Consider the following 22991-nt stretch of genomic DNA (forward strand, 5'->3'; position numbering starts at 1 on the left):
CCCTGCATCGGAGTGGCAGGATATTATTCGTCGGTGGATTTTAAACTGCCAGACGCCGAAAAGATCAAGTTTTGCGTTTCTTGCACCTCATATATGGGGACGGATTTGTAGGGAAGGTGAATGGATAACCTGTTGCCCCACTACGAATACGAGGTCGGTTTACTGCTCCGTGGCGCTTCGGAATTTGCGCGACGCTATCCGAAGATCGGCGCCCGACTCGGGATTGCAAACGGGCACGGCGATCTGCATGTCGACCGGATGATCCAGACGTTTGCATTGCTGGCCGCGCGTGTCGATGCAAAGCTCGAGGACGCCTATCCGGAATTCACCGAATCGCTGCTGGAGGTGCTGTACCCGCAGTATCTGCGCACCGTGCCTTCGTGCGCGATCGCGCAGTTTGATCCTACAGATCTCTTCGGTCAGTTGACAACGCCGTTCACGATGCCACGTGGCACGCTGCTTGATGCCAACGCGGCGCCGTACCGGTTTCAAACTATCTATGACGTCACGTTATCCCCGTTACGAGTTCACTCGGTACGCTATGCCCCGGCTACGCTTGTCCCTGCGGCTGTCCGACTCCCACCCAAGGTCACTGGCATACTTTCGATCGCGCTCGCCAGCGCGACAGCGATGGAGATCTTCGATGAGGCAATTCCGTTCGGTACAGTTCGTGTTCACCTGTCCGGTGATCGACCGCGCGTTGCTGCACTCACCGATGCTATGCTGCTACGTGCTGGCGCCGCATTTGTTGAGGTCGATCAGAGCGGCCGGTGGGCGGAATTATCTAGGATACCGATCGAATCGGTAGGTTTTGGCGAGAATGAATGCCTATTGCCGAAAGAATCGACCACTACATCGGATGCGTACCAAACGCTCATCGAGTCCTTCGCGTTCCCCGAAAAATTCGACTTTGTTGACATCGATCTAGGACGAATGCGGCGGGCCGCACGCACGCCAGCGGCAAAGCGGCTGACGTTGCATCTCGCAATCCTCAACACACCAGCCGAATCCGCCGAAGCACAGGCACTGACCGAACTCGAGGCCTCATCCTTTCGGTTGTACTGCACACCGGTGGTCAATCTGTTCAAGCGAGACGCGATTCCGATCCAGTTGACAAGCGCTGATAGGGCATACCCCGTCACACCGGAGCCGCTGGAAACCGGCTCCCCGCTCGACGTATACTCGATCGATGCCGTTCATTTAGGCGATCGCTTGCAGGCTGAACAAGAGAGGAGCTCGCCGTCGACCAGTAGCCACGTACGAACGGAAGTATTGCCTTACCGGGCGTTCAGCCATGCTCGCTCCCCTGATCCCGCGATTGCATACTGGGCTGCGTTTCGCGATCCGTACGCAGCAACTGGAACAACGCGCGCGCCACTGCTGCTATCACTCGTCGGACTGGAGGGCCATTCTGCTCAACTGAAACATCCGCAAGTCGACGTCGACGTCACGGCTACCAATGGAGATTGGCCCGCCCGGTTGCCGATCGGTGCACGCGACAGCGACCTGCTGCACGAGGGCGCGGCGTTAGCATGCCCCATTAGATTGCTTACGCGCCCGACCTTGCCGAGCACTCTGCCGCGCGGCCACGACGCATTGTGGCGGATCCTTGCGGGCATGTCGTTGCACCCGTTCGATCTGACGCGAACGGGGCTGAAGGCGTTTAAAGACTTTCTAAGACTGCACGCGCCGCGCGCGAGCATCATCGCGCAACGGAGCATCGATGCGATCACCGACCTGGACCATCGCCCCGCGATCAGATGGATGTCGCCCGATGGCGCGTTCCCGTCGTTCGTCCGCGGGGTCGAGATTGTCGTCTCTCTCGATGAAGCAGCGTTGCGCGACGTTACGTTGCACTTGTTCGCGCGAATGTTGGACAGGTTGTTTGCCCCGTATGCTGCGATGAACAGCTACGTCGAACTGGTTATTTGCTCCTCGCAGACGGGGCGCGAACTTCAACGCTGTCCGGCGCGAATCGGAACACGGCCGCTGATCTAGTTAATGCAGATAACCGACCAAAATGCCTGCGCCCCCGCCGGCTATCACGCCAACGGTTGTCCCGCCCATCACCAAGATGGCCCGCGCATGAGCAATTGCGTTCTCTGCTAACCACACCATTGCGGGGCTTGATAGCCCGAGCGCAAGCTGTGCGGGATTGATGCCGAGAAGCATGGCCGTGCCTGCTTTGCCGTATCCGACGCCGACGCCTCCGTCGAGATAGACCGTGGCCCCCTGAAAATCGGACTTGGAGAGTTCCTTGCCGTCAAACGCTGGCGCCATATATATCAAGCCGGCGCTGTCAAAGGACTTGAGAGAACCGGCTCCTCCGACCTCATGTCCAGCAATCTTTGGGATCTTGATCTCGGGGATTGAGAATCGTGGCAACTTGATCTTCGGGATTCGAAGCCCAACGCCATACCCGATCCCGATGCCGCCGTAGTAGAAATCGAACAGTTGGCCGCCAGGATCCGCCAAGACGATTGTGCCACCCGAAGCAACGGCTAGTTCGAGACTGACCCCACCTGTTGCGCCGGTTTTGTAAGTCCAGTCGCTATGTCTGAAAATTGACACGTGGCCCTCTCAAGTCGTTTATTTTCTGGATGGCAGGTTCATCAGCGAGAAGACAATGAAGCCGACGCCGAAGATCAGCGCCATCAACGTCCAATTCCAAACTGCGCCGAATCGATCGATCGTGGCGGATCGCAGAGGCGCGTCCTCCTGATACAGCACGGTCACCTTATCGCCGACTTTCATGCCGTAGATCATCCCTCCCTGCGGATAGGAGACACGCTGGCCTGCTTTGGTGACAAATTCGACCTGGGGATGGCTCCCGCCTGCATTCAGGCTGACAACTTCTCCGGGTACGGCAATCGCCGTCTGGAGAAATTCATGAGTCGACCACGCGACGAAGGCCGCGATTATGAGAAAACCGATCCCCATCACAATGCCTAGGATAGCCTTGACCATGAGCCCTCTCGATTTCTTTCATTCGACACGCGGAGTTTGACCGCAGCCTGTCAGCGCTGGATTTTAGCCCATCGCCGGCTATCAAATCGGCGCAGGCGGTTTAGTCAACCTCATGACGCCGCTTTCGACGCATCTTGTCTGTAGTCGTGATGCTGATGAAATGGCATCGAGCGCACCAGTGGCCACGCCGGATGGAATTGGGCGTAGCTAGCCCACGATGGCCCCTTGCGCACTCCCACTCCAGCTTTGTCGCACTATTCACGTAGCTTGCGGAGACACACATTCCTCCGCGCTCGTACGCATCAGGTCGATACCAAATCGCTTCGCCTCATGCTGGCACTCCGTGCACCATGCTCCACGAAAGATCCGCGCACCTAACATTTCCCATTCGTGACCGGCCTTACATCGAAACCGATAGTTTGCCTTGCTTCCTTCATAAACTTGGGAAACGCACCGTCATCGCCGATGAGCGATTGCGAAAAATGACAGTTTCTCCGTCCCGGGGTTTTGGATAGATTGGCCGTACCGCATCCGCATCGCCTCAGGGACACCATGAACTTCGAAGCCACCCCCGATCAACGCGCTGCCGCCGCCACCTATCGCGCCGTCGCGCTGCGTCACTTCGCGTCGTCGCCGCGCCGCGGCTTCGACTGGGCAACCTGGCGCGCACTGTCCGAAGCAGGTCTGTGGCGCACGCTCGTCGCCGGCCGCGATGCAGGCGCGGACGCGTCGTTGAACGTGTTCATCGCCGCGTTCGAGGCGATCGTGACCGCGACGAGATCCGTCGGCTTCGCGATGGCGCTGGCGAATCAGGCAACCGTGATTCGCGCGCTGCTGCTCCACGGCACACCGGCGCAGCGCGACCGCCTCCTGCCGGCCCTGACGTCCGGCGCGGTGGCCGCGACCGCCATTTCCGAAAGAGGCACCGGCACCGAAATCCGCGCACTGCAGAGCCGCGTCACGCTGGACGGCCAGGATTGCCGCCTCGACGGTCACAAGTACAACATCAGCCACGCCCCGGACGCGGCACTGATCCTCGTCGCCGCGAGCGCCACGCACGACGGTCGCCCCGGTACGGCGCTGGTTCTTCTCGATCCGCAACGCGCCGGCGTGACGCGCACTGCGCCCCAGGAAACCCTGGGCGTCGCCGATCTGCCGATCGGCGACATGACGTTCGACGGTGTTCCCGTCGGCACGGACGATTTGCTTTGCACTCCCAAGGACGGATTGCGCGTGCTGATGGACATCGCGTCGATGAACCGCGCGTTGTTCGGCCTGCTGTGCGCGGACGTGGTCGTGCCGTTCCTCGACGACGCACTCGCGTATGTCGGCGAACGCGGCGCGCTCGGCGTGACGCTCGACAAGCATCAGCATGTCCAGCGGCGGCTCGTCGACATTCATGTCGGTGCGGAGCGCTCGCGCTGGATGGCACTCGCCGCACTCGACCAGTTGAGGGCGGGCGACCCGTCCGCGCTCGCCAGTTGCTCGATTGCGAAACTGGGCGGCGCCCGCGACCTGACCCAGGCCGCGCTGCACCTGCTCGCGATCTACGGCAGCGACGGCTATCGCCGCGGCCCGCTCGCGACCTTCGTTGCCGACGCACTCGCCATGGGAACCGCGGGCGGCACCGAAGAGATGCACGCGCGCAACATCTTCAGCCAGATGCAGCGACGCGCGACCGCGTCGCACATGCACGCGGCCTGAGTGATCAATTTTTCGTTTCTCATCCCGAAGGAGTCTGCCTTGACCATCCAGCCCGGCCTCCGTGCCCGTGCCACGCACCGCGTCGATACGATTTCGCTTGCAGATCAATGGGGCGGCGAAGCGCACGCCCTTGCCAGCCCGATCATGATCATCTTCATCGAGCAGACCTGCATGCAGGCAACCGATCACCTGCTCGGCGCCGACCTGATGACGGTCGGCTACAACTTCGAGATCAAGCATCTCGCTCCGACGCCGCCCGACTGGGAAGTCACGGTCGACGCCGAGCTGATCTCCGTGGAAGGCCGGATGATGACCTACAAGGTGTCGGTTCGCGATGCGGCCGGCGTCGTCGGCGAAGGCATCCATACACGCTGCGCGGTCGGTCGCGACAGTTTTCACGAGCGGCTTGCCGAGCGCCGCGACCGCGCACCGGTCGCGCAATGAGCACCACTGGAGGAGACACCCCGATGCGCCCGACGCCGCTGCACGACCTGCGCCTGCCGCTGATCGCATCGCCGATGCTGATCGCCAGCTACCCCGAGATGGTGCTGGCGCAGTGCAAGAGCGGGATCGTCGGCGCCTTTCCCGCGCTCAATGCGCGACCGAGCGCGCAGCTCGGCGACTGGATCGATCGCATCGACGAGGAACTGGCCGCGCACCGTGCCGCCCGTCCGGATGCGTGCGTGGGGCCGTACGCGGTCAATCACATCTGCCATCAGACCAACACGCGGCTCGAAGCGGACTTGCGGATCTGCATCGACCGGTGCACGCCGATCCTGATCACGAGCCTGCGCGCGCCGCCGCGCGAGATCGTCGAAGCCGTGCACGCCTACGGCGGTGTCGTGCTGCACGACGTCACGACCGTACGACACGCGGAGAAAGCGCTCGAGGCCGGTGTCGACGGCCTGATCCTGGTCGCGGCCGGAGCGGGCGGCCATGCCGGCACGCTGTCCCCGTTCGCGCTGGTGTCGGAGGTGCGCCGCATTCATGACGGCTTCATCGCGTTGTCCGGCGCGATCGCCACCGGCGCGGCCATCGCGGCGGCGCTTGCACTGGGTGCCGACTGCGCGTACATGGGCACCCGCTTCCTCGCGTCTCACGAAGCCAACGTGGCGCAGCGCTACAAGGACACGATCGTCGAGGCCACGGCCGCCGACATCGTCTACACCGATGCGTTCAGCGGCGTGCACGGCAACTATCTGCGCCAGAGCATCGAGGCCGCGGGCATGGACGTCCGCAACCTGCCCCGCAGCGAGCACGCACACCTCGATTTCTCGCCCGAATCCGGCGCGCGGCAGTGGCGCGACATCTGGGGCGCCGGCCAGGGCGTAGGTTCGATGGACACGGTGCTGAGCGTCGAGCAGATCGTCGCGCAGCTCGAGATCGAGTACGGCGTCGCACTCGAACGCGTTCGCCACGAGTCCGCCCGCATCGGCCGGCACGCCCCCGCGCACTGACCGGGCACCCGCTTTCTTTCGCTACCTCCACGGTACCGTCATGACCCTCACCGCCACCGACTTGCCCGCTCCCGATCCGGTCGCGCTGCAACGCGCGCAGATCGATGCAATCGACCAGGAACTGCTCGCGCTGATCGCGCGCAGGATGCAGCACGCCGCCGCGATCGGCCAGTTCAAGGCGCTCGACGGCCGGACGATCCGCCAGCCGGCCCGGGAAACGGAAATCGTCGCGGGGCTGTGCGCCCGGCCGCACGGGCTGCTGCAGGCGCGCCACGTCGCGGCGATCTGGCACACGCTGTTCCGCGTCAGCCGCGAGTTGCAGCGGGTGCCGTCGGTCGCGTTCCTCGGCCCGCCCGGCACCTTTACCGAGACCGCGATGCAACGCTACTTCGGCGCCCCGATCCGTCCACATGCGTGCGACACGCTCGAAGCGACATTCGCCGCACTGGCGGCCGCGAACGTCGACCATGCGGTGGTGCCGATCGAGAATTCGACCGAAGGCACCGTCACGCGCGCGATCGACCTGCTGGCCGACGCGACCGCTCCGGTGGTCGGCGAGATCGTGCTGCCGGTCGCGCACTGCCTGCTGAGCGCATCCGGCACGCTCGAAGGCGTCGACTGCGTGCTCGGTCATCAGCAGGCGCTGGCACAGTGCCGTGCGTGGCTCGATGCGCATGCGCCGCAATTGCGCCGCGTGCCTGTCGCGAGCAACGCCGCGGCCGCCCGCGAAGCAGCGAGCATGACGGATTGCGCGGCGATCGCCGGCGAACGGGCGGCCGACCAGTACGGACTGCGTATCGTGGCGAACGCGATCCAGGACGAACCCGGCAATCGCACGCGCTTTCTCGTCCTCGGCGGGCCGCCGGCAGAGCCGACAGGCCATGACCGCACCAGTCTTCTGCTGCAGCTCGACGATACGATCGGCGCGCTCGCAGGCGTGTTCGATGCATTGGCGCGGCACCGGATCTCGGTGCTGTGGCTCGACGCGCGTCCCGGCCGCGCCGCCGGATGGGCGTACCGCTTCTTCGTCGACATCGACGGCCACCAGGACGACGCGCATGTCCGCGCCGCCCTCGGCGACATCAGGACAATCGCCGCCGACCTGCGAATCCTCGGTTCCTACCCGCGCGCGCCGATCGTCGATGCCGGCGCCGTTGCCGAGCCGAGCGCGACATGAGTGCCGCGTCCGCCGATACCGCCGTCGCGCGCCGGGTGCGGGCCATCTGCGACGGTCACGACGATCGCCTGCTGGTCCTGCTCGGGGTCGTGCCGCCGTCGCTGCGTCGCGACACCGGCGCTTGGTTGCGTGCATTGCGCGCGGACTACGAGGACGAACTGGAATTGCTGACGCATGTGCAGCGCGTGGCCACGCCGGACGTCGACGACGACGCGCGGGCCGCGCTGCTTCGCCGGCTCGGCAGACTGCGGCTGCCGACGGCGTTGGTCGTCGATACGTCCGCGACGGCCTATGGCCGCTGGTGCACGCGGAACGGCGCCACCGCGCACGGCTGGCGGCTGCTGGAAACCGCGCGTGGCGCGGCGCCCGTCGGCGGCGTACTCGTGCCCTGGCGCGACTGCCTCGCGGCACCCGCGACCTCGCGCCGCGTGCTCGCCGATTTCGGCCATGCGTGGACCGGCATCGATACGAGCGTCGCCATGCTGACCGACGCGCTGCTTGCGAACGACGTGCAGGTCGGGGGCATCGCGCTGGGCGATCTGCTCGCGCAACCCGGTGCCGCGCCCGTATCGCCCGCAAGAATGACCGGCGTCCTGGACCGCCTCGCCAATACGGTGCGCCTGCGCCGTATCACGGCGGCGACGCGCCGGACGCATTCGCTGCGGAGCCGGCTGTGACGGCAGCGCACCATCCGCGCATCGCGTTGATCGGCATGCCCGGTGCGGGCAAGACGACGATCGGCGCGGCGCTTGCGGCGGCACTCGACCGCCCGTTCGCGGATTCCGACCGGGAGATGGAGCAGCGCTTCGGCGCCCCGCTTGCCATGCTGTTTCCGATGCCGACGTTCCGCGCCCGCGAAGCCGGCGTCATCGATGCGCTGTCGCAACGCGACACGCTGATCCTCGCCACCGGCGGCGGCGCGGTGCTGCGCGACGACACGCGCGCGCGCCTCAAGGCGCGCTGCCACGTGATCTACCTGGTCAGCGACATCGACGCGCTGTACCGGCGCACCGGGCGCGATCCCGCGCGCCCGCTCCTGAACGTGCCCGATCCGCGCGCCGTGCTGGCCGAGTTGCAGCGGACGCGCGATCCGCTGTACCGGGCCTGCGCGCATCGCCTGCTCGACACGCGCGGCGCGTCGATCGACGAAATCGTCGCGGCGGCCCTCGCCGAATCCGCATCCGCCTGACGGTCGCGCCCATGCGCGCGGCTGCCTCGCTCCCGGTTCCCTTCCCGCCCCGTCACGGGCGCTCCCCACTGCCATTTCTGACAGTTGCTCCTTGTTTGAGAATATCTAAAGATATATTTTTAGATAGTCTGAATTCGTCAACCGGACTCGTGGAAACCGATCATGTCCAAGTTTCTTGTCTCGACTCGAAGATGGGGTCCGATCGCTACGGCAGCCGTGACGGCGGCCGTCATGGCCGGTTGTGCCCCGTTCGGCCAGCAGCCGGACCAACGGAAGATCACCCCGGTCGAACAGCTCGACCCGGGCATCGCGCTTCACGCGGCCAAGGGTCAGGCCGACGTGGACGCGCAATGGTGGCGCACCTTCGGCGATCCGCAGCTCGACCGCGTGCTGGCCGACGCGCTCGCGGGCTCACCGTCGCTGAAGGCCCAGCGCGCCCGGGTCGACGAGGCGCTCGCGCAAGCCGACGTCAGCGCGGCGGATTCCCTGCCGCTGCTCGGCGCAGCGGTCAGCGCGACGCCGACGCGGCTGCCGCGCAGCTACACCACCCCGCCCCCCGCCGCAGGCCACTGGCAAGTCAACGCGCAGGCGCTGCTGAATGCGTCGTTCGATCTCGACGTTGCCGGGCGCCTGCGCGCGCTGACCCGCGCCGCGACCCTGCGCGCCGGCGAGCAGCAGTCGCTCGAGCGCGCGGCAACCGTATCGTTGCAGGCCGCGCTCGTCGAAACGTACCTGCAGCTCGCGCTCGAGCTGCAACTGCTCGACATCGCGAACGATACGCTGCGTCAGCACGATTCCCTGCTGCGCCTCACCCGCCAGCGTGAAGCGGCGGGACTCGACATGCCCGTCGCGGTCGCGCGTGCCGGCGAGCCGCTGCCGCTCGCGCAGGCCGATGTCGAGCGGCAGCGCGCGGCCGTCGCGTTGCTGCGCCACCGGCTCGCGGCGCTCGTCGGGCGCGGGCCCGGTTATGCGGACACGCTCACGCCGTCCCCCCGCGTGCTGCATGCCGTCGCGCCGTTGCCCGCGACGCTCCCGGCCGCGCTCGTCGGGCGCCGGCCCGACATCCTGGCCGCCCGCTATCGCGTCGAGGCAGCGTCGGCCGACATCGACGCGGCCCGCGCGGCGTTCTATCCGGACATCAACCTGATGGCGTTCGCCGGCGTGCAGAGTTTCGGCTTTCGCGCGCTGCTTCACGGCAGCAGCGGCACGTTCGGCGCCGGCCCCGCGATCACGCTGCCGATCTTCGAAGGCGGCAGGCTGCGAGCCGGCCTGCGCGCGCAGACCGACGCGTACAACGCCGCCGTCGCCGACTACGACGACACCGTCGTCAACGCGCTCGCCCAGGTCAGCGACTCGCTCGTGCAGCTCGACGCGCTGGCCAGGCAGCGCGACCTGAATCGCGATGCGCTGGCACGCGCGCAGCAGACCTACGACATCGAGACGCGGCGCTACCAGAAAGGCATTTCCGGCTACCTGGACGTGCTGCTGGCCGAAACCCGGCTGCTTGAAGACCGCCGGTCGGTCGCTCGCGCCGATACCTCACTTGCCGTCGAGCACGTCCGGCTGATCGCCGCGCTCGGTGGCGCAACAAACCCCGGAGCCCAACAATGAATCGCACCGACACCCCGCCGGCCGCTGCGCCGGCCGCCGCGGGCGCGGCGTCGCCCCCGCCCGCCGAACAGGCGCTGCGCACCACGCGGCGCCGCTATTTCCGCTGGTTCTTCATCGCGCTCGCCCTGGCCGCGCTGGCCGGCGGCTACTGGTGGGTCACGTCGCGCGGCACCGAGACGACCGACGACGCCTACGTGACGGGCGATGTCGTGCAGGTATCGCCGCAGGTGGCGGGCACGGTCGACACGATCATGGTGCAGAACGCCGAATGGGTCCGTGCCGGCGATCCGCTGTTCCGCGTCGATCCGACCGATGCGAAGCTCGCGCTCGACGACGCCGTTGCACAGCTCGCCCATGCGGTGCGCGAGTACCGCACCGCGCATGCCGACACGGCGCGCGAGGCGGCCCAGATCCTCCAGCGCAAGGCCGAGCTGTCGAAGGCCTCCGACGACCTGCAGCGACGGCTCGGCCTCGCGCAGGACGGCGGCGTATCGCGCGAGGACATCCGCCACGCGCGCGACGCGATGACCAGCGCGTCCGCCGCGCTGGACGCGCAGCAGGCCGCGTACGACGCATCGCGTGCGCGCGTCGACGGCACGTCGATCGACTCGAACCCGCTGGTGCGCGCCGCGGCCGCGCGGGTGCGCAGTGCGGCGCTCGCACTGCGCCGCACCGAAATCCGCGCGCCGCTGGCGGGGCTCGTGACACGCCGTGTCGTGCAGGTCGGGCAGCACGTCACGCCCGGCGCGCCGGCCATGGCGCTCGTGCCGCTCGACCATGTGTGGGTCGAGGCCAACTTCAAGGAATCGCAGCTGCGCGGCATGCACGCCGGGCAGGCCGTCGAGCTTCGCTCGGACCTGTATGGCTCCGACGTCGTGTTCCACGGCCGCATCGAAGGCGTCGAGGCGGGCACGGGTTCGGCATTCGCGTCGGTGCCCGCGCAGAATGCGACCGGCAACTGGATCAAGGTCGTGCAGCGCGTACCCGTGCGGGTCGCGCTCGATCCCGGCGAATTGCGCGCGCACCCGCTGCGCATCGGCCTGTCGATGAACGCATCGGTCGTGCTCGGCGACAACGCGCCCGGCACCGCATCGGCCTCCGTGCGCCCCGCGCCGGCCGCCGCCCGGCGCCCGATCGACGCGACGTCGATCTTCGATGACGATGCATCGTCCGGCGACGCCCTCGTCAACGACACGATCCGCGCGAACGACGGCGCCGCCGTGCGCCGCGCGCCGGGAGCCTGAGCATGGCGCCCGTCGCTCGGGGTGCGGCGCCGAAACTGCCGCTGGAGCCGCTGCAGGGCCCGGCTCTCGTGCTCGTCGCGATCGCGATCAGCGTCGCCAACTTCATGCAGACGCTCGACCTGACGATCGCCAACGTCGCGGTACCGACCATCGCCGGCGATCTCGGCGTCGCGCCCGACATGGGCACCTGGATGCTGACGTCGTTCGCGACGCCGCTCGCGATCACGCTGCCGCTGACCGGCTGGCTCGCGCAGCGCTTCGGCCAGGTGCGGCTGTTCCGGGTCTCGGTCGTGCTGTTCGTCCTGACCTCGATCCTGTGCGGCCTCGCACCGAATTTCGAATCGCTGCTGCTGTTCCGCGCGCTGCAGGGCGCGGCCTCCGGGCCGATCACCGCGCTCTCGCAGGCGCTGCTGCTGGCCGTGTTTCCGGCCGCGCGCCGCAACGTCGCGCTGTCGGTCTGGCAGACCACCACGTTCGTCGCGCCCGTGCTCGGCCCGATCGCCGGCGGCTGGATCACCGACAACCTCTCGTGGCCCTACATCTTCTACGTCAACGTGCCGACGGGGGCGCTGGTCCTGCTCGTGCTGACCCGCTTCCTCGGCCGGCGCGACAACCCGACCCGCCACCTTCCCGTCGATTTCGTCGGCCTGCTGCTGCTCGCCGCCGCATTCGGCTCGCTGCAGCTGATGCTCGACCGCGGCCAGAACCTCGACTGGTTCGCGGCGGTCGAGATCCGCGCGCTCGCCGTGCTCTGCGTCGTGTCGTTCGTCGCGCTGGTCCTCTGGGAGCTGACCGACGCGCATCCGATCGTCGACCTGCGGCTGTTCGCGGATCGCGGCTTCACGGCGGGAACGATCGCGGTGACGGTCGGCTTCGGCGTCTATTACGGCGCGCTCGTGCTGGTGCCGCTCTGGTTGCAGACCGAGCAGGGCTACACGGCAACCTGGGCCGGCATCGCCACCGCGCCGCTCGGCATCGCGGGTATCGTGATCGCGCCGTTGATCGGGCGCATCCAGGGGCGCACCGACCCGCGCCACCTCGCGACCGTGGCGCTGGTCGGCTGGGGCGCGGCGTCGTTCTGGCGCATGGGCTTCAATACCGACGTGACGCTCGGCGACATCGCGGCCAACTCGCTGCTGATGGGCGCGGCCACCGCGTTTTTCATCACCCCGCTCGTGTCGCTGTCGATCGCCGGGTTGCCTCGCGAAAGGCTGCCGGCGGCGTCGGGCGTGCAGAATGCGCTGCGCCGGATCGGCACCAGCGTCGCCACCTCCGTCGCGCCGACCTATTTCGAGCGGCGCTCGCGCGTTCACAACACATACCTCGTCGATCGCATCACGCCGTTCGATCCGGCCGCCGGCGACTGGCTCGCCCGGCTCGAACATGCGGGCATGTCGCCGGCCGGCGCGCTCGCGTCGGTCAGCCGCTCGATCGACGTGCAAGCCCACATGCTCGCGCTCAACGATTTCTCGTTCGGTTGCCTGCTGCTGTTCGGCGCGACCCTGCTGACCGTCTGGTCCATCCGCTACCGGCGTCCGTGACGCCGATCAACCGGCCCCTTCCGATGAACGCCCCCGACCTCGACAACGTCGTCGCACCCGACATCGCCCCGGCCCGCACGGTCCGGCTCATCTGTTTCGGCGTCTTTCTCGGCGCGCTGACCTTCGGCCTCCTGCTGCCCGTCGTGCCGCTGTACGTGCACGACACGCTCGGCTTCGGCACGCTCGTCGTCGGCACGGCGGTCGGCGCGCAATTCCTCGCCACCGTGCTCACGCGGAGCATCGCGGGCCGCCGCGCCGATCATCGTGGCGCGAAGCGCACGATGTGCGCGGGGCTCGTGTCGTGCGTCGTCGCGGGCGGCGTCTACGTCGCGAGCGCCACGGCGCCGGCCGGCCCGGGCGCACGTCTCGCGCTGCTGGTTGCCGCGCGGCTGCTGTCCGGGCTCGGCGAAAGCCAGCTCGTCACCGGGGCGCTCGCGTGGGGCATCGGCACGCTCGGCGCGACCCGCTCGGGCCACGTGCTCTCGTGGACGGGCATGGCCCTCTACGGCGCGATCGCGCTCGGCGCGCCATGCGGGATGGCGCTCGCGCGCGCCGGCGGGCTGGCGGCCGTGGCCGGCGCCACGATCGTCCTGCCCTGCATCGCACTCGCGCTCGTTGCTTCGCTGCCTGCCGTCGCGCCGCAGCCCGGCCTGCGGGTGCCGCTGTCCCGCGTGCTGCGAATCATCGCGCGGCCCGGATGCAGCCTCGCGCTGCAGGGCGTCGGTTTCGCGGCGATCGGCGCGTTCGTGACGCTGCTGTTCCAGGCGCGCGGATGGGAAGGCGCGGGCCTCGCGCTCAGTTGCTTCGGCGGCGCCTTCGTCCTCGTCCGCGTCCTGTTCGGCCATCTGCCCGACCGGTTCGGCGGCTATCCGGTCGCGCTCGCCGCGCTCGCGGTCGAGGCGATCGGCCAGCTTCTCCTGTGGGCGGCGCCGGTTTCCGGCGTCGCGCTCGTCGGCGCGACCGTGTCCGGCCTCGGCTGTTCGCTGGTCTTTCCCGCGCTCGGTGTCGCCACCCTCCGGCACGTGCCGGCGCAGGCACGCGGCACCGCCCTCGGCGGCTTCACGGCGTTCCAGGATGTCGCCTATGCGTGCACCGGCCCGCTCGCGGGCTGGGTCGTCGCGCGTACCGACTACCCGTCCGCCTTCGCCGTCGGCGCGTGTGCCGCATTCGCCGGCGTCCTGCTGACAGCGTGGCTGATGCACGCCGACCGGTCGCCCCCGTGAGCCCCGGCGGACGGCGGGCGCATGCCCTGCCGTCCGCCGCACGTATCCGACACCCTCGCGGCGCCCGCGCGGCGCCATCCTGCAGTCCTTCACGCTTCTACAAGGAGTACCGATCATGGAATACCGAACCCTCGGCGGAACCGGCTTCAAGGTCCCCGTTCTGAGTCTCGGCACCGCGACGTTCGGCGGCGGCAACGCATTCTTCAGGGAATGGGGCAGCACGGACGCCGCCGGCGCGCGCGAGCTTGTCGACATCGCGCTCGACGCCGGCATCTCGATGTTCGACAGCGCGGACGTCTATTCCGACGGACTCGCCGAAGAGCTGCTCGGCCAGGCGATCGCCGGCCGGCGCGATCGCGTGATCGTGTCGACGAAGGGCACGTTCCGGCTCGGCGAAGGCCCGAATGACGTCGGGTCGTCGCGCCATCATCTCGCCAATGCCGTTCACGGCAGCCTCAAGCGGCTCGGCACCGACTACATCGACGTGTACCAGTTGCATGGATTCGATGCCCAGACACGCGTCGAGGAAACCCTGCGCACGCTCGACGATTTCGTGCGCGCCGGCAAGATCCGCGTGATCGGCTGCTCGAACTTCTCCGGCTGGCACCTGATGAAGTCGCTCGCGGCCGCCGATCGCGACGGGCTCACGCGGCATGCCGTGCACCAGGTCTACTATTCGCTGATCGGCCGCGACTATGAAACGGAGCTGATGCCGCTCGCGCTCGACCAGCAGGTGTCCGCGATCGTCTGGAGCCCGCTCGGGTGGGGGCGGCTGACCGGCCTGATCGGACGGGGCCGACCGTTGCCGGAGACGAGCCGGCTGCACAAGACCGCCAACGAGGGGCCGCCCGTCACGGATGCCCTGCTGCACCACGTCGTCGATGCGCTCGACGAGATCGCCGCCGAAACCGGCAAGTCGGTCGCGCAGGTCGCACTCAACTGGTTGCTGCGGCGGCCCACCGTCGCGAACGTGATCATCGGCGCCCGAAACGCCACGCAACTGCGCGAGAACGCGCAGGCGGCCAGCTGGGCCTTGACACCCGACCAGGTGAAGCGGCTCGATGCCGCCAGTACGACGCAACTGCCCTACCCGTACTGGCACCAGCGCGGCTTCGAGCGCAACCCGGCACCGGTCTAATACGGTGCCTGCGCGTGCGGCATCGGCGGCGACCGATGCGACGGTACCGCACGCGTCGCCGCGGCCTGCATGCGCGCGGCGAGCGGCGACGCGCCGACCAGCCAGTCCAGCTCGACGGGTAACGGCGGCAGCGCGGGCGACGCGTGCGCGGTCAGCGCATCGTAGCCGAACACCCAGTCCGGCTCGGTCGGGCCGTGCATGAAGGTATTCGCGGCGGACACGCGATGCACTTCGCCGAGTCTCGCGACCCGGCACTGCGCATAGGTCGAGAACGCACTCGCCGCGTTCGACGAGCCGATGAGCGCACGCAGCAGGATCGTCGCGTCCTCGAGCGCCATGGCCGCGCCCTGCGACATGAACGGGCGCATCGGATGACAGGCGTCGCCGATCAGCACGACGCGCTCGTTGCCGAACTCGAACTGCGGCGAACGTTCGAACAACGCCCACTTCATGACCGACTCGCGTGGCGCGCGTGCCAGCATGTGACGCACGGCCGGATGAAAATCCGCGAAGATCGCCTGCATCTCGTCGACGTCGCCCGGCATCGACGAAGCCTGCGTGGGCCACTCGGCCTGCGGTGTCATCGCGGCGAAATAGAATTCGCGGCGCGCGCGATCGAGCCAGTACGACAGCACGAATTTCCGGTCGCCCCACCACTTGGTCAGATCCTCGACCGCGAGTTCGCCCAGCAGCGCGCGCGGATACGCCCCGCGAAACGCGACCTGCCCGGAGAATTCCGGCGCCTCGAAACCGCGCAGCGCCTCGCGCACGCGCGAGCGCAGGCCGTCTGCCCCGATCACCAGATCGGCCGTTTCGCTCGAACCGTCCTCGAACGTCAGCCTGATCGCGTCGCCCGCCGGGTCGAGGCCGGCGAGACGCTTGCCCCACGCGATCGTCCCGGGCGCCACCGCCCCCAACAGCGCGGCATGCAGGTCGCCGCGCTTGAGCGTCACGAACGTCGCGCCGAAGCGGCCGATCGCGTGTTCGCCGAGCGGCAGCCGATACAGCAGCTCACCGTCGGCCGCCTGGCGGTTGGCGAACGCATCGGGTTCCTGGCCCGCCCACAGGGCCTGGCGATGCACGCCGAGCAGCCGCATCACCCGCATCAGGTTCGGGCTCAGGTGAATGCCGGCGCCCACCCGGGCAAACGCCGGCGCCTGCTCGAACAGGCGCACGTCATGGCCGATCCGTTGCAGCATCGCGCCGAGCGCGCACCCGCCGATACCCGCGCCCACGATCGCGATGCGCGCCGCCGAAGTCGTCCCGGTCATCCCTGCTCTCCCACGGTTGCCGCCGGTGCCGCGCCCTGTACGATGATGCCGATCGTGCGTGCGGTGCGTTCGCGAATATCCCGCGCACGCCGATAGCCGTCGGACTCGTACCACGCCTTTGCGCGGTCGATCGAATCGAATTCGAGCACCACGACGCGCCGAGGCGACCACGCGCCTTCGAGCGTTGCCGCCTCGCCGCCGCGCACCAGGAAACGCCCGCCGAATTCAGCGACGGTCGGCGCGCCGATCTCGCGGTACTCCTCATAACCGCGTGCGTCGTGAACATCGATGTCAAACACGATATATGCCGTCATGTCTTCCCCCCACTTGGTCTCGCGGGCCGCGGCCGAGCGCGGCCCCGGTGTCACAGGCTCCCGAGCGCGATGCTGTGCGTGTCGGCCGCATCGAGCCGCAGCTGCCTCGCGCGCTGATATTCGTCGGAGCCGTGCCAGCGGCGCGCCGCGTCGAGATCGTCGAACTCCAGCACGACCAGGCGCCGCGGCGTCCATTCGCCTTCAAGCACGACCACGTCGTCGCTGCGTGCGAGCACGCGGCCGCCGTGCGCGGCGATCGTCGGCACACCGAGCTTCCGGTATTCGGCAAATCGCACTTCGTCGTATACGTCGACATCCACCACCACATAGGCACTCATGTCCGCTCTCCCGTTGATGCATCCGCTTCGTCATGCGCGACTTCGGTATCGAATCGCACGAACACCCGGCCCGCCTCGATCTTCACCGGGAACGTCTTCACGCAAGCCGTGACCGGCGCGCACAGCGCGGCACCGGTACGCACGCTGAAGCGCCCCTGATGCAGCGGGCACTCGATTTCGTCGTCGAGCAGAAAACCGTCGCTCAGGCGCGCCTCGCCGTGCGTGCACTGGTTGTCGGTCGCGAAGATCTCGTCGTCGACCGCGAACAGCGCAATGTCGCGCCCGCCGACGATCACGCCCGTCAGCCCCTCCTCGCGTACCGCGGCCGTATCGACCGCATAGGTCCATTCCGTCGTCACGCTGCCTCCTCAGATCGGATAGATGATCGAATTCGGCACCATCTCGCTGTCGTACACGCAGATGCGCGACTCGAAACGCAGCCCGTGCGGCGTGCGGCGTATCCGGTCGAGATAACGACCGGTGTTGTACACGTCGCTCATCTGCTCGCTCTTGGTACGCAGCACCGCGTAGTTCGTCTCGGCCTCGATGACCGATTCGTCGAGATACGTGATGAGCGGCGTGCCGATCAGGTGGCGCTGGTAATACGGGTCGTAGAACAGCGTCTCCTTGATGCCGTACACGCGATCCTTCAGCATCCCCTTGCTCTCGAACGCGAGCAGCGCAAGCGGAAAGTCGCGTTCATGGTTCTCGCGCGGCAACAGCTGATACGTGCAGTCCTCCTCGAAGAATTCCGGCCACGCGTCCCAGTCGCCGCGATCCAGTGCGGACGCGTAGCGCGCGTTCAGGTCCACGAGCCCGTAGAAATCGGCGAAGGTCGCCGCAACCGTTCCGGTGCCGCGCGTCGCGGGCCGTGCGTCGGCCAATGCGGATGAAATCGTCATTCATGCCTCCATCACGTGGCGCCAGTACTGGTACATCCCGCGCACGAGCGTTTCGCTGACCATGTGGTCGGTGCGCTCGTCGACGTCACGGCCGCCGAGCTCGTTGTATACGTTGCCGTGCTGGATCTGCTCGAAGCTCTGCTGCACGCACTCGATCACTTCGCCGTCGTCCGCCGAAACGAAGCCGGCCGGCCCGAACAGGTTGGCCTGACGCAGCCGCCGGCGCGTCATGTCCTCGTCGTCCGTCTCGAATCCGAAGTGCGTCCAGACGTAATCGAACACGCCGGGGCTGACCGGGCGGATGCGCCGGGTCGACAGCGCATTCACCTGCTGCTGGATGATCACGCTCGGCATCAACGTCAGCATCACGACGGTGGGCTCGCCCCACCACGGCTCGTGCACGACGTCGAGGAAACGGTCGTCGTTCAGCGTCATGCGCTCCTTGAAGCTCGTCACGTTGTGCGTGACCTCGCCGCCGCCCCCGCCGCTGCGGATCGAGATCATCGCGCCGTGACGGTGATGCGCGTCGGTGACCAGCTGGGCCGGATTGTCCGCGCGCCACAGCCCGAAGTTGACGAACCAGGTGTGCAGGAGCCCCGCGTGATAGGGGTCCTTGATGTTCTCCACCATCAGCTTCCAGTTGCTCGGCACGCGCTGGCGCGTATAACCGAGCACGGTCAGCTTCGGCCCGTGGAACAGGCGGTCGTAATAGCGCAGGATGTCGGGACCGAGGAAATCCTCGAACGACTCGACGTCCTGGTCGAACGACGCGAACACCGCGCCGCCGCGCGTCGACACGCGCAGCCGCCGCAACGCGTGATTCTTCGGATCGAAATCCGGCGGCATGCCGCCGTTGATCTTGCCGCTCTGCCGTACGCCGCGCCGGAACGGCACGCCGACAAGGTTGCCCTTCAGGTCGTAGTTCCACTGGTGATACGGGCAGTGGAAATCCTTCGCATTCCCCACGCGTTCACGACAGAACTGCATGCCGCGATGTGCGCAGGCGTTCTCGAACACGACCACCTCGCCGTCCTCGGTGCGCGTCATCACGACCGAACGCTCGCCGACTTCGGTGCGCTGGAAATCGCCGGGAGACGGTACTTCCGCCTCGAGGCCGATGTAACACCAGTGTTTCGAATAGAACAAACGCTCCAGTTCGCGCTGGTAAAGCGCATCGCTCGTATAGGCTTCGAACGGTGTCCGGCTTGCGCCGTCCCCCTTCCAGTCGAGCGCGTGTGCGATATCGATGGGTGAGTTCAAGAAAGCTCCTTTCAGTAAGAAATGGCTTGTACGGTGCCGGCCGGAACACCCGGTACCAGAAAGCCGACTCGGGACCGCCGCCGCGACGCGACCGCGGCGGCGAACAGCTCGATCAGTGCAACCGTGTCCTCCCAGCCGAGACAGGCGTCCGTCACGCTCTGCCCGTAGGTCAGTGCCCGGCCGGGCACGATGTCCTGCCGCCCCTCGACGAGAAACGACTCGACCATCACGCCGGCAATCGCGCGCTGCCCGTCGCGCAACTGCCCGGCCACGTTCTCGCATACGGCGATTTGGGCACGCGTCTGCTTTCCGCTGTTGCCGTGACTCGCATCGATCACGACGTGCGGCGGCAACTGCGCATCGCGCAGCGCCGCACAGGCGGCCGTCACGCTGACGTCGTCGTAGTTCGGCACGCGCCCGCCGCGCAGCACGATGTGCGTATTCGGATTGCCCTGCGTGGACGCGACCTCGAGGCCGCCTTCGTCACGCGGACGGAGATAGTGATGCGCTGCCCGCGACGTGCGAACCGCGTCGATCGCGATCTTCACGTTGCCGTCGGTGCCGTTCTTGAAGCCGATCGGCGCATCGAGGCCGGATGCGATCTGCCGGTGAATCTGCGACTCGGTCGTGCGTGCGCCGATCGCACCCCAGGACACCAGATCGTCGAGGTAGGGCGCCGTGAGCGGATCGAGAAACTCGGTCGCGACCGGCATGCCGAGTGCGTTGACGTCGAGCAGCAGGCGACGCGCGAGACGCAGCCCGTCGTCGACGCGATAGCTTCCGTCGAGCCGCGGGTCGTTGATCAACCCCTTCCAGCCGACCGTGGTGCGCGGCTTTTCGAAGTACGTGCGCATCACGACCTCGAGCGTATCGGCGTAACGCGCCCGCAGCGGCGCGAGCCGTCGCGCGAATTCGAGCGCGGCGTCCGTGTCGTGAATCGAGCACGGCCCGACGATCAACGCGAGGCGATCGTCCCTGCCCGCGAGGATTCGGGCGAGTGCGCGCTGGGCGCCACGTACCACGCGAGTGGTCGCGGCGTCGGCATGCAACTCGCCGCGCAGTTGCATTGCCCCTGTGACCGCCGCCGTCCCTTTCAGATGAGGCTGTTCCACTTGACTCTCCGATTTCGATTCGACAATACGAAACTCACGGGGGTCAATTAAAGCTTTATCAAATTCGATTCGATACTGTCATTTATCTCAGTCGCCAATCGAATTCCTCAATCTGCCATTTTTTACAGTATCTAAAACCATCCGATTCAATTTATTTTCATCGCGAGGACATGCGCCATTGCACCTCGCACTCTCACATGGAGATACACATGACGAAAAATCATTATGAAACTGAAATTACAGTTAAATACCGGGAGACGGACGGACTCGGGCATGTCAGCAGCCCGGTTTATTACGATTACCTTCAACACGCATATCTGACGTTCATGCACGACCTGCTGGAGCTGCCGTACTCGGAGAAGTTGCCGCACATCATGGTCAAGACGTCGTGCGAGTACCTGAAGCCCGCGCAGTACGGGGATACGATCACGGTGCGCAGCAGCATTACCCGTTTCGGCTCGAAGAGCTTCGAACTCGAGCACCTGATGATGCGGGACAACGGCGCGGCCGGCGACGACGCGATCGTTGCCCGCGCGCAGTCGACGCACGTGATGTTCGACTATGCGAGCAATGCGACGATGCCGGTTCCCGAAGAGTTCAAGGCGCGCGTGCTGGCGTTCCAGGGCGCGATCTGACAAACGGCTTCCCGGGGCGGGCGCCCCGGGTCCTTTCTAAACGAATACGATCAGGCCCATCAGCACGGCTTTCACGACCGCGTTTGTCTTGTTCGAAGCGTCCAGCTTGGCAATGGAACGTGAAATGTGGAAATTGATCGTACGTTCGGTCAATCCGAGAATCATGCCTATCTCATAGGCAGTCTTCCCTTCGGCTGCCCATTTCAATACTTCACACTCTCTCGTGCTCAACGCGACCGCAGTGGGGGGTGTCATGTTCAATGCCAACCGAGTCATTCTAATCTCCAGAACAATTAACCATGCTGGCCGACTCGGCGCACGCCCATCCTGCGAAGCGTGAATCATCCTGTTCAGCCCTCGAAAGCGCAAACGACAGTGCTTGGCGCCAAAGCGCCAGCCTGTTTCTTTATTTATTAAGTCAGTAATGCACGCGAATCGGCCATGTGCCGCTCGCGTACCTCGGGATCATTATCGGCAACGATCAGGCAACAATCACGAATCAAGGTGCATTGAGCGAAACAATGCAATACGGATTAATTACGCCGGACGCAGCAATCGGACAAGGTTGAGCATACCGAGTTGCAATCGCGCGCGGAAGATGCGTCAGGCTCAATGTATTCATGCAGTTGACGCGCGCGAACGTGACGTGTGCACCGTCATGGTTCAGGTGCGCCGACATCGTACAACGACGACGCCTGGGTCGCGCAGACACGTCGCAGGCAACTGCGCAGCCAGCGATGCGCGGGGTCGTTATCGAAGCGCGGATGCCATATCTGCGAAACCGTCAACGTGGCAGTCAGCACGGGCAACGGGAAGCTGAACATTCCCCCCCGCGATTTCGCGGTCTGCCGCTCCGGAACATTGGCGATCAAATCCGAGTCGCGCGCCAGGGACAATGCGGCGGGAAAACCGGACACGATCGCCGCGACGGTTCGCTGCAGCCCCAGCGTATCAAGCACGTTGTCGATGGGACCGCTGAGCTGCCCCCGCCGCGACACGCTGATATGGCCGAACGATGCATATCGCTGCGGCGTGACCTCCTCCCGCGCAAGCGGGTGACCGGCTCGAACGACGCCGATGAAGCGGTCGCGGAACAGCGCCTGCACACGCAATTCGGGGCCCGTATGGCCCACCACGCCGATTTCGAGATCGACGGCCCCCATGCGCAACGCCTCGACACTCTTGTCCGGCTTCGGCGCGAAGCGCAGCCGAACGTTCGGCGCGGTTTCCATCACCAGCGCGAGCAGTTCGGCCGCGAACGTATCGACGAACCCTTCGTTGGCGCGGATCGTAAACGTGCGCTCGAGGCCGCCGAGGTCCGCGTTCTTGCACGGACAAAGGACGGCCTGCGCGCCTTCCACGAGCGCGCGAACCTGGACCCGCAGTTCAAGCGCATGAGGCGTCGGCACCAGATCGCGTCCGGCCCTGACGAGCAGCGGATCACCCGTCGTGGCCCTCAGGCGGGCCAGGGACCGGCTCAATGCCGACGGGCTGAGGCCGAGCGTCTCCGCGGCCCGCGCGACGCTGTTCTCGGACAGCAAGGCATCCAGAACAATCAAGAGATTGAGGTCAGGTGCATTCATCTTGTTCAACTCGTGCCGATCGGGACCCGGCCTGGATTGACGATTAACGGGAACCGCGAATTCGACGTGATATCCGCGCAGCGCACGATGACGGACAACCGCGCCGGTCAATCGCCGGCACGGCGTTCCATCCGGCATCGTGCGCCTGAATACGTGAAGCGAGACGGCCCGTTTGCGCGATGTCATTCTGTTTCCGGATTGTGCACCGCACGCGATTCGATCTCAACCGCCATTCGACGTCGCCCCCTGTCCATATCGGCCGCAGACACCGGGTGACGGCAAGGCAAGCAGGAACCTGTCGTCACGGGTCGACGCGACGCGCCTG

General features: G+C 66.5%; 24 protein-coding genes. 13 read left to right on the forward strand and 11 right to left on the reverse strand.

The window, feature by feature from the left end:
• Positions 1–120 precede the first annotated feature (120 nt).
• Positions 121–1998: a type VI secretion system baseplate subunit TssF gene (gene tssF, locus ABY44_RS36580; RefSeq protein WP_060172777.1), complete on the forward strand. Its 1878-nt coding sequence runs from the start codon at positions 121–123 to the stop codon at positions 1996–1998.
• Here the strand turns inward: tssF and ABY44_RS36585 are convergent, their stop codons facing one another.
• Together ABY44_RS36585 and ABY44_RS36590 are read right to left on the reverse strand one after the other, a co-directional pair.
• Entirely contained in the window at positions 1999–2571 is a 573-nt protein-coding gene (locus ABY44_RS36585; protein WP_059696857.1) for a hypothetical protein, read from the reverse strand.
• 18 nt (positions 2572–2589) lie between these two features.
• A complete protein-coding gene (locus ABY44_RS36590; protein ID WP_059696859.1) occupies positions 2590–2967 on the reverse strand; it encodes a DUF3592 domain-containing protein in 378 nt (125 codons plus the stop codon).
• Between the two features lie 552 nt (positions 2968–3519).
• On the opposite strand from ABY44_RS36590, the gene ABY44_RS36595 reads away from it, so the two are divergent.
• The 11 genes from ABY44_RS36595 (at position 3520) to ABY44_RS36645 (ending at position 15251) form a co-directional block, all read left to right on the forward strand.
• Positions 3520–4671: an acyl-CoA dehydrogenase family protein gene (locus ABY44_RS36595; protein WP_060172776.1), complete on the forward strand. Its 1152-nt coding sequence runs from the start codon at positions 3520–3522 to the stop codon at positions 4669–4671.
• A 39-nt stretch (positions 4672–4710) separates the two neighbouring features.
• Positions 4711–5115, forward strand: coding sequence for a thioesterase family protein (locus tag ABY44_RS36600; RefSeq protein ID WP_042974961.1), 405 nt, complete (start codon positions 4711–4713; stop codon positions 5113–5115).
• A 23-nt stretch (positions 5116–5138) separates the two neighbouring features.
• Positions 5139–6128: an NAD(P)H-dependent flavin oxidoreductase gene (locus ABY44_RS36605; RefSeq protein ID WP_060172775.1), complete on the forward strand. Its 990-nt coding sequence runs from the start codon at positions 5139–5141 to the stop codon at positions 6126–6128.
• 40 nt (positions 6129–6168) lie between these two features.
• The gene (pheA, locus tag ABY44_RS36610) at positions 6169–7305 is read left to right on the forward strand and encodes a prephenate dehydratase (RefSeq protein ID WP_060172774.1); all 1137 of its coding nucleotides are present in this window, start codon (positions 6169–6171) and stop codon (positions 7303–7305) included.
• Positions 7302–7982, forward strand: coding sequence for a hypothetical protein (locus ABY44_RS36615; RefSeq protein WP_060172773.1), 681 nt, complete (start codon positions 7302–7304; stop codon positions 7980–7982). Before pheA ends, ABY44_RS36615 begins: the two co-directional genes overlap by 4 nt.
• Entirely contained in the window at positions 7979–8494 is a 516-nt protein-coding gene (locus ABY44_RS36620) for a shikimate kinase (RefSeq protein WP_371142912.1), read from the forward strand. The genes ABY44_RS36615 and ABY44_RS36620 overlap by 4 nt, the downstream gene beginning before the upstream one ends.
• A gap of 162 nt (positions 8495–8656) precedes the next feature.
• Positions 8657–10105 (forward strand): efflux transporter outer membrane subunit, encoded by a 1449-nt coding sequence (locus ABY44_RS36625; RefSeq protein WP_431643541.1) that lies wholly within the window; start codon positions 8657–8659, stop codon positions 10103–10105.
• Complete coding sequence (locus tag ABY44_RS36630) at positions 10102–11349, forward strand: efflux RND transporter periplasmic adaptor subunit (RefSeq protein ID WP_060172771.1); 1248 nt, start codon at positions 10102–10104, stop codon at positions 11347–11349. Before ABY44_RS36625 ends, ABY44_RS36630 begins: the two co-directional genes overlap by 4 nt.
• 2 nt (positions 11350–11351) lie before the next feature.
• Complete coding sequence (locus ABY44_RS36635; RefSeq protein WP_059696871.1) at positions 11352–12890, forward strand: DHA2 family efflux MFS transporter permease subunit; 1539 nt, start codon at positions 11352–11354, stop codon at positions 12888–12890.
• A 23-nt stretch (positions 12891–12913) separates the two neighbouring features.
• Positions 12914–14113: an arabinose transporter gene (locus ABY44_RS36640; protein ID WP_060172770.1), complete on the forward strand. Its 1200-nt coding sequence runs from the start codon at positions 12914–12916 to the stop codon at positions 14111–14113.
• A gap of 115 nt (positions 14114–14228) precedes the next feature.
• Entirely contained in the window at positions 14229–15251 is a 1023-nt protein-coding gene (locus ABY44_RS36645; protein WP_060172769.1) for an aldo/keto reductase, read from the forward strand.
• Here the strand turns inward: ABY44_RS36645 and ABY44_RS36650 are convergent.
• The 7 genes from ABY44_RS36650 to ABY44_RS36680 all read right to left on the reverse strand — a co-directional run bounded on the left by ABY44_RS36650 (position 15248) and on the right by ABY44_RS36680 (position 20448).
• A complete protein-coding gene (locus ABY44_RS36650; protein WP_081072765.1) occupies positions 15248–16522 on the reverse strand; it encodes an FAD-dependent monooxygenase in 1275 nt (424 codons plus the stop codon). The genes ABY44_RS36645 and ABY44_RS36650 overlap by 4 nt on opposite strands.
• The gene (locus tag ABY44_RS36655) at positions 16519–16821 is read right to left on the reverse strand and encodes a DUF1330 domain-containing protein (RefSeq protein WP_230942762.1); all 303 of its coding nucleotides are present in this window, start codon (positions 16819–16821) and stop codon (positions 16519–16521) included. The genes ABY44_RS36650 and ABY44_RS36655 overlap by 4 nt, the downstream gene beginning before the upstream one ends.
• A 65-nt stretch (positions 16822–16886) precedes the next feature.
• Entirely contained in the window at positions 16887–17174 is a 288-nt protein-coding gene (locus ABY44_RS36660; RefSeq protein ID WP_027792275.1) for a DUF1330 domain-containing protein, read from the reverse strand.
• On the reverse strand, positions 17171–17533 hold the full coding sequence (locus tag ABY44_RS36665) for a non-heme iron oxygenase ferredoxin subunit (RefSeq protein ID WP_059696880.1): 363 nt from the start codon (positions 17531–17533) through the stop codon (positions 17171–17173). Before ABY44_RS36665 ends, ABY44_RS36660 begins: the two co-directional genes overlap by 4 nt.
• Positions 17534–17542: 9 nt before the next feature.
• Complete coding sequence (locus tag ABY44_RS36670) at positions 17543–18076, reverse strand: aromatic-ring-hydroxylating dioxygenase subunit beta (RefSeq protein ID WP_027792273.1); 534 nt, start codon at positions 18074–18076, stop codon at positions 17543–17545.
• Positions 18077–19336: a Rieske 2Fe-2S domain-containing protein gene (locus ABY44_RS36675; RefSeq protein ID WP_060172768.1), complete on the reverse strand. Its 1260-nt coding sequence runs from the start codon at positions 19334–19336 to the stop codon at positions 18077–18079.
• Positions 19337–19347: 11 nt separating this feature from the next.
• Complete coding sequence (locus ABY44_RS36680; RefSeq protein ID WP_063623169.1) at positions 19348–20448, reverse strand: 3-deoxy-7-phosphoheptulonate synthase; 1101 nt, start codon at positions 20446–20448, stop codon at positions 19348–19350.
• A 209-nt stretch (positions 20449–20657) separates the two neighbouring features.
• Between ABY44_RS36680 and ABY44_RS36685 the strand changes: the two genes are divergently transcribed.
• Positions 20658–21083, forward strand: coding sequence for an acyl-CoA thioesterase (locus ABY44_RS36685; protein ID WP_021157713.1), 426 nt, complete (start codon positions 20658–20660; stop codon positions 21081–21083).
• Positions 21084–21119: 36 nt separating this feature from the next.
• Here ABY44_RS36685 and ABY44_RS36690 read toward each other — a convergent pair whose 3' ends face one another.
• Both ABY44_RS36690 and ABY44_RS36695 read right to left on the reverse strand, forming a co-directional pair.
• A complete protein-coding gene (locus ABY44_RS36690) occupies positions 21120–21359 on the reverse strand; it encodes a LuxR C-terminal-related transcriptional regulator (protein WP_225723211.1) in 240 nt (79 codons plus the stop codon).
• A 380-nt stretch (positions 21360–21739) separates the two neighbouring features.
• Positions 21740–22666 carry a LysR family transcriptional regulator gene (locus ABY44_RS36695; RefSeq protein WP_034196250.1) on the reverse strand — a complete coding sequence of 309 codons (927 nt, stop codon included), beginning with the start codon at positions 22664–22666 and terminating at the stop codon, positions 21740–21742.
• Positions 22667–22991 lie beyond the last annotated feature (325 nt).

Source organism: Burkholderia sp. ZZQ-2 (assembly GCF_050768715.1).
GTDB classification, from domain to species: Bacteria; Pseudomonadota; Gammaproteobacteria; order Burkholderiales; family Burkholderiaceae; genus Burkholderia; species Burkholderia cepacia.

Coding starts and splice junctions, on each gene's coding strand:
- ABY44_RS36590 (WP_059696859.1), bottom strand. CDS start 2,967: ATGGTCAAGGCTATCCTAGGCATTGTGATGGGGATCGGTTTTCTCATA.
- ABY44_RS36605 (WP_060172775.1), top strand. CDS start 5,139: ATGCGCCCGACGCCGCTGCACGACCTGCGCCTGCCGCTGATCGCATCG.
- ABY44_RS36640 (WP_060172770.1), top strand. CDS start 12,914: ATGAACGCCCCCGACCTCGACAACGTCGTCGCACCCGACATCGCCCCG.
- ABY44_RS36695 (WP_034196250.1), bottom strand. CDS start 22,666: ATGAATGCACCTGACCTCAATCTCTTGATTGTTCTGGATGCCTTGCTG.
- ABY44_RS36650 (WP_081072765.1), bottom strand. CDS start 16,522: ATGACCGGGACGACTTCGGCGGCGCGCATCGCGATCGTGGGCGCGGGT.
- ABY44_RS36670 (WP_027792273.1), bottom strand. CDS start 18,076: ATGACGATTTCATCCGCATTGGCCGACGCACGGCCCGCGACGCGCGGC.
- ABY44_RS36645 (WP_060172769.1), top strand. CDS start 14,229: ATGGAATACCGAACCCTCGGCGGAACCGGCTTCAAGGTCCCCGTTCTG.
- ABY44_RS36630 (WP_060172771.1), top strand. CDS start 10,102: ATGAATCGCACCGACACCCCGCCGGCCGCTGCGCCGGCCGCCGCGGGC.
- ABY44_RS36685 (WP_021157713.1), top strand. CDS start 20,658: ATGACGAAAAATCATTATGAAACTGAAATTACAGTTAAATACCGGGAG.
- tssF (WP_060172777.1), top strand. CDS start 121: ATGGATAACCTGTTGCCCCACTACGAATACGAGGTCGGTTTACTGCTC.
- ABY44_RS36690 (WP_225723211.1), bottom strand. CDS start 21,359: ATGACTCGGTTGGCATTGAACATGACACCCCCCACTGCGGTCGCGTTG.
- ABY44_RS36635 (WP_059696871.1), top strand. CDS start 11,352: ATGGCGCCCGTCGCTCGGGGTGCGGCGCCGAAACTGCCGCTGGAGCCG.
- ABY44_RS36625 (WP_431643541.1), top strand. CDS start 8,657: ATGTCCAAGTTTCTTGTCTCGACTCGAAGATGGGGTCCGATCGCTACG.
- ABY44_RS36615 (WP_060172773.1), top strand. CDS start 7,302: ATGAGTGCCGCGTCCGCCGATACCGCCGTCGCGCGCCGGGTGCGGGCC.
- ABY44_RS36595 (WP_060172776.1), top strand. CDS start 3,520: ATGAACTTCGAAGCCACCCCCGATCAACGCGCTGCCGCCGCCACCTAT.
- ABY44_RS36660 (WP_027792275.1), bottom strand. CDS start 17,174: ATGAGTGCCTATGTGGTGGTGGATGTCGACGTATACGACGAAGTGCGA.
- pheA (WP_060172774.1), top strand. CDS start 6,169: ATGACCCTCACCGCCACCGACTTGCCCGCTCCCGATCCGGTCGCGCTG.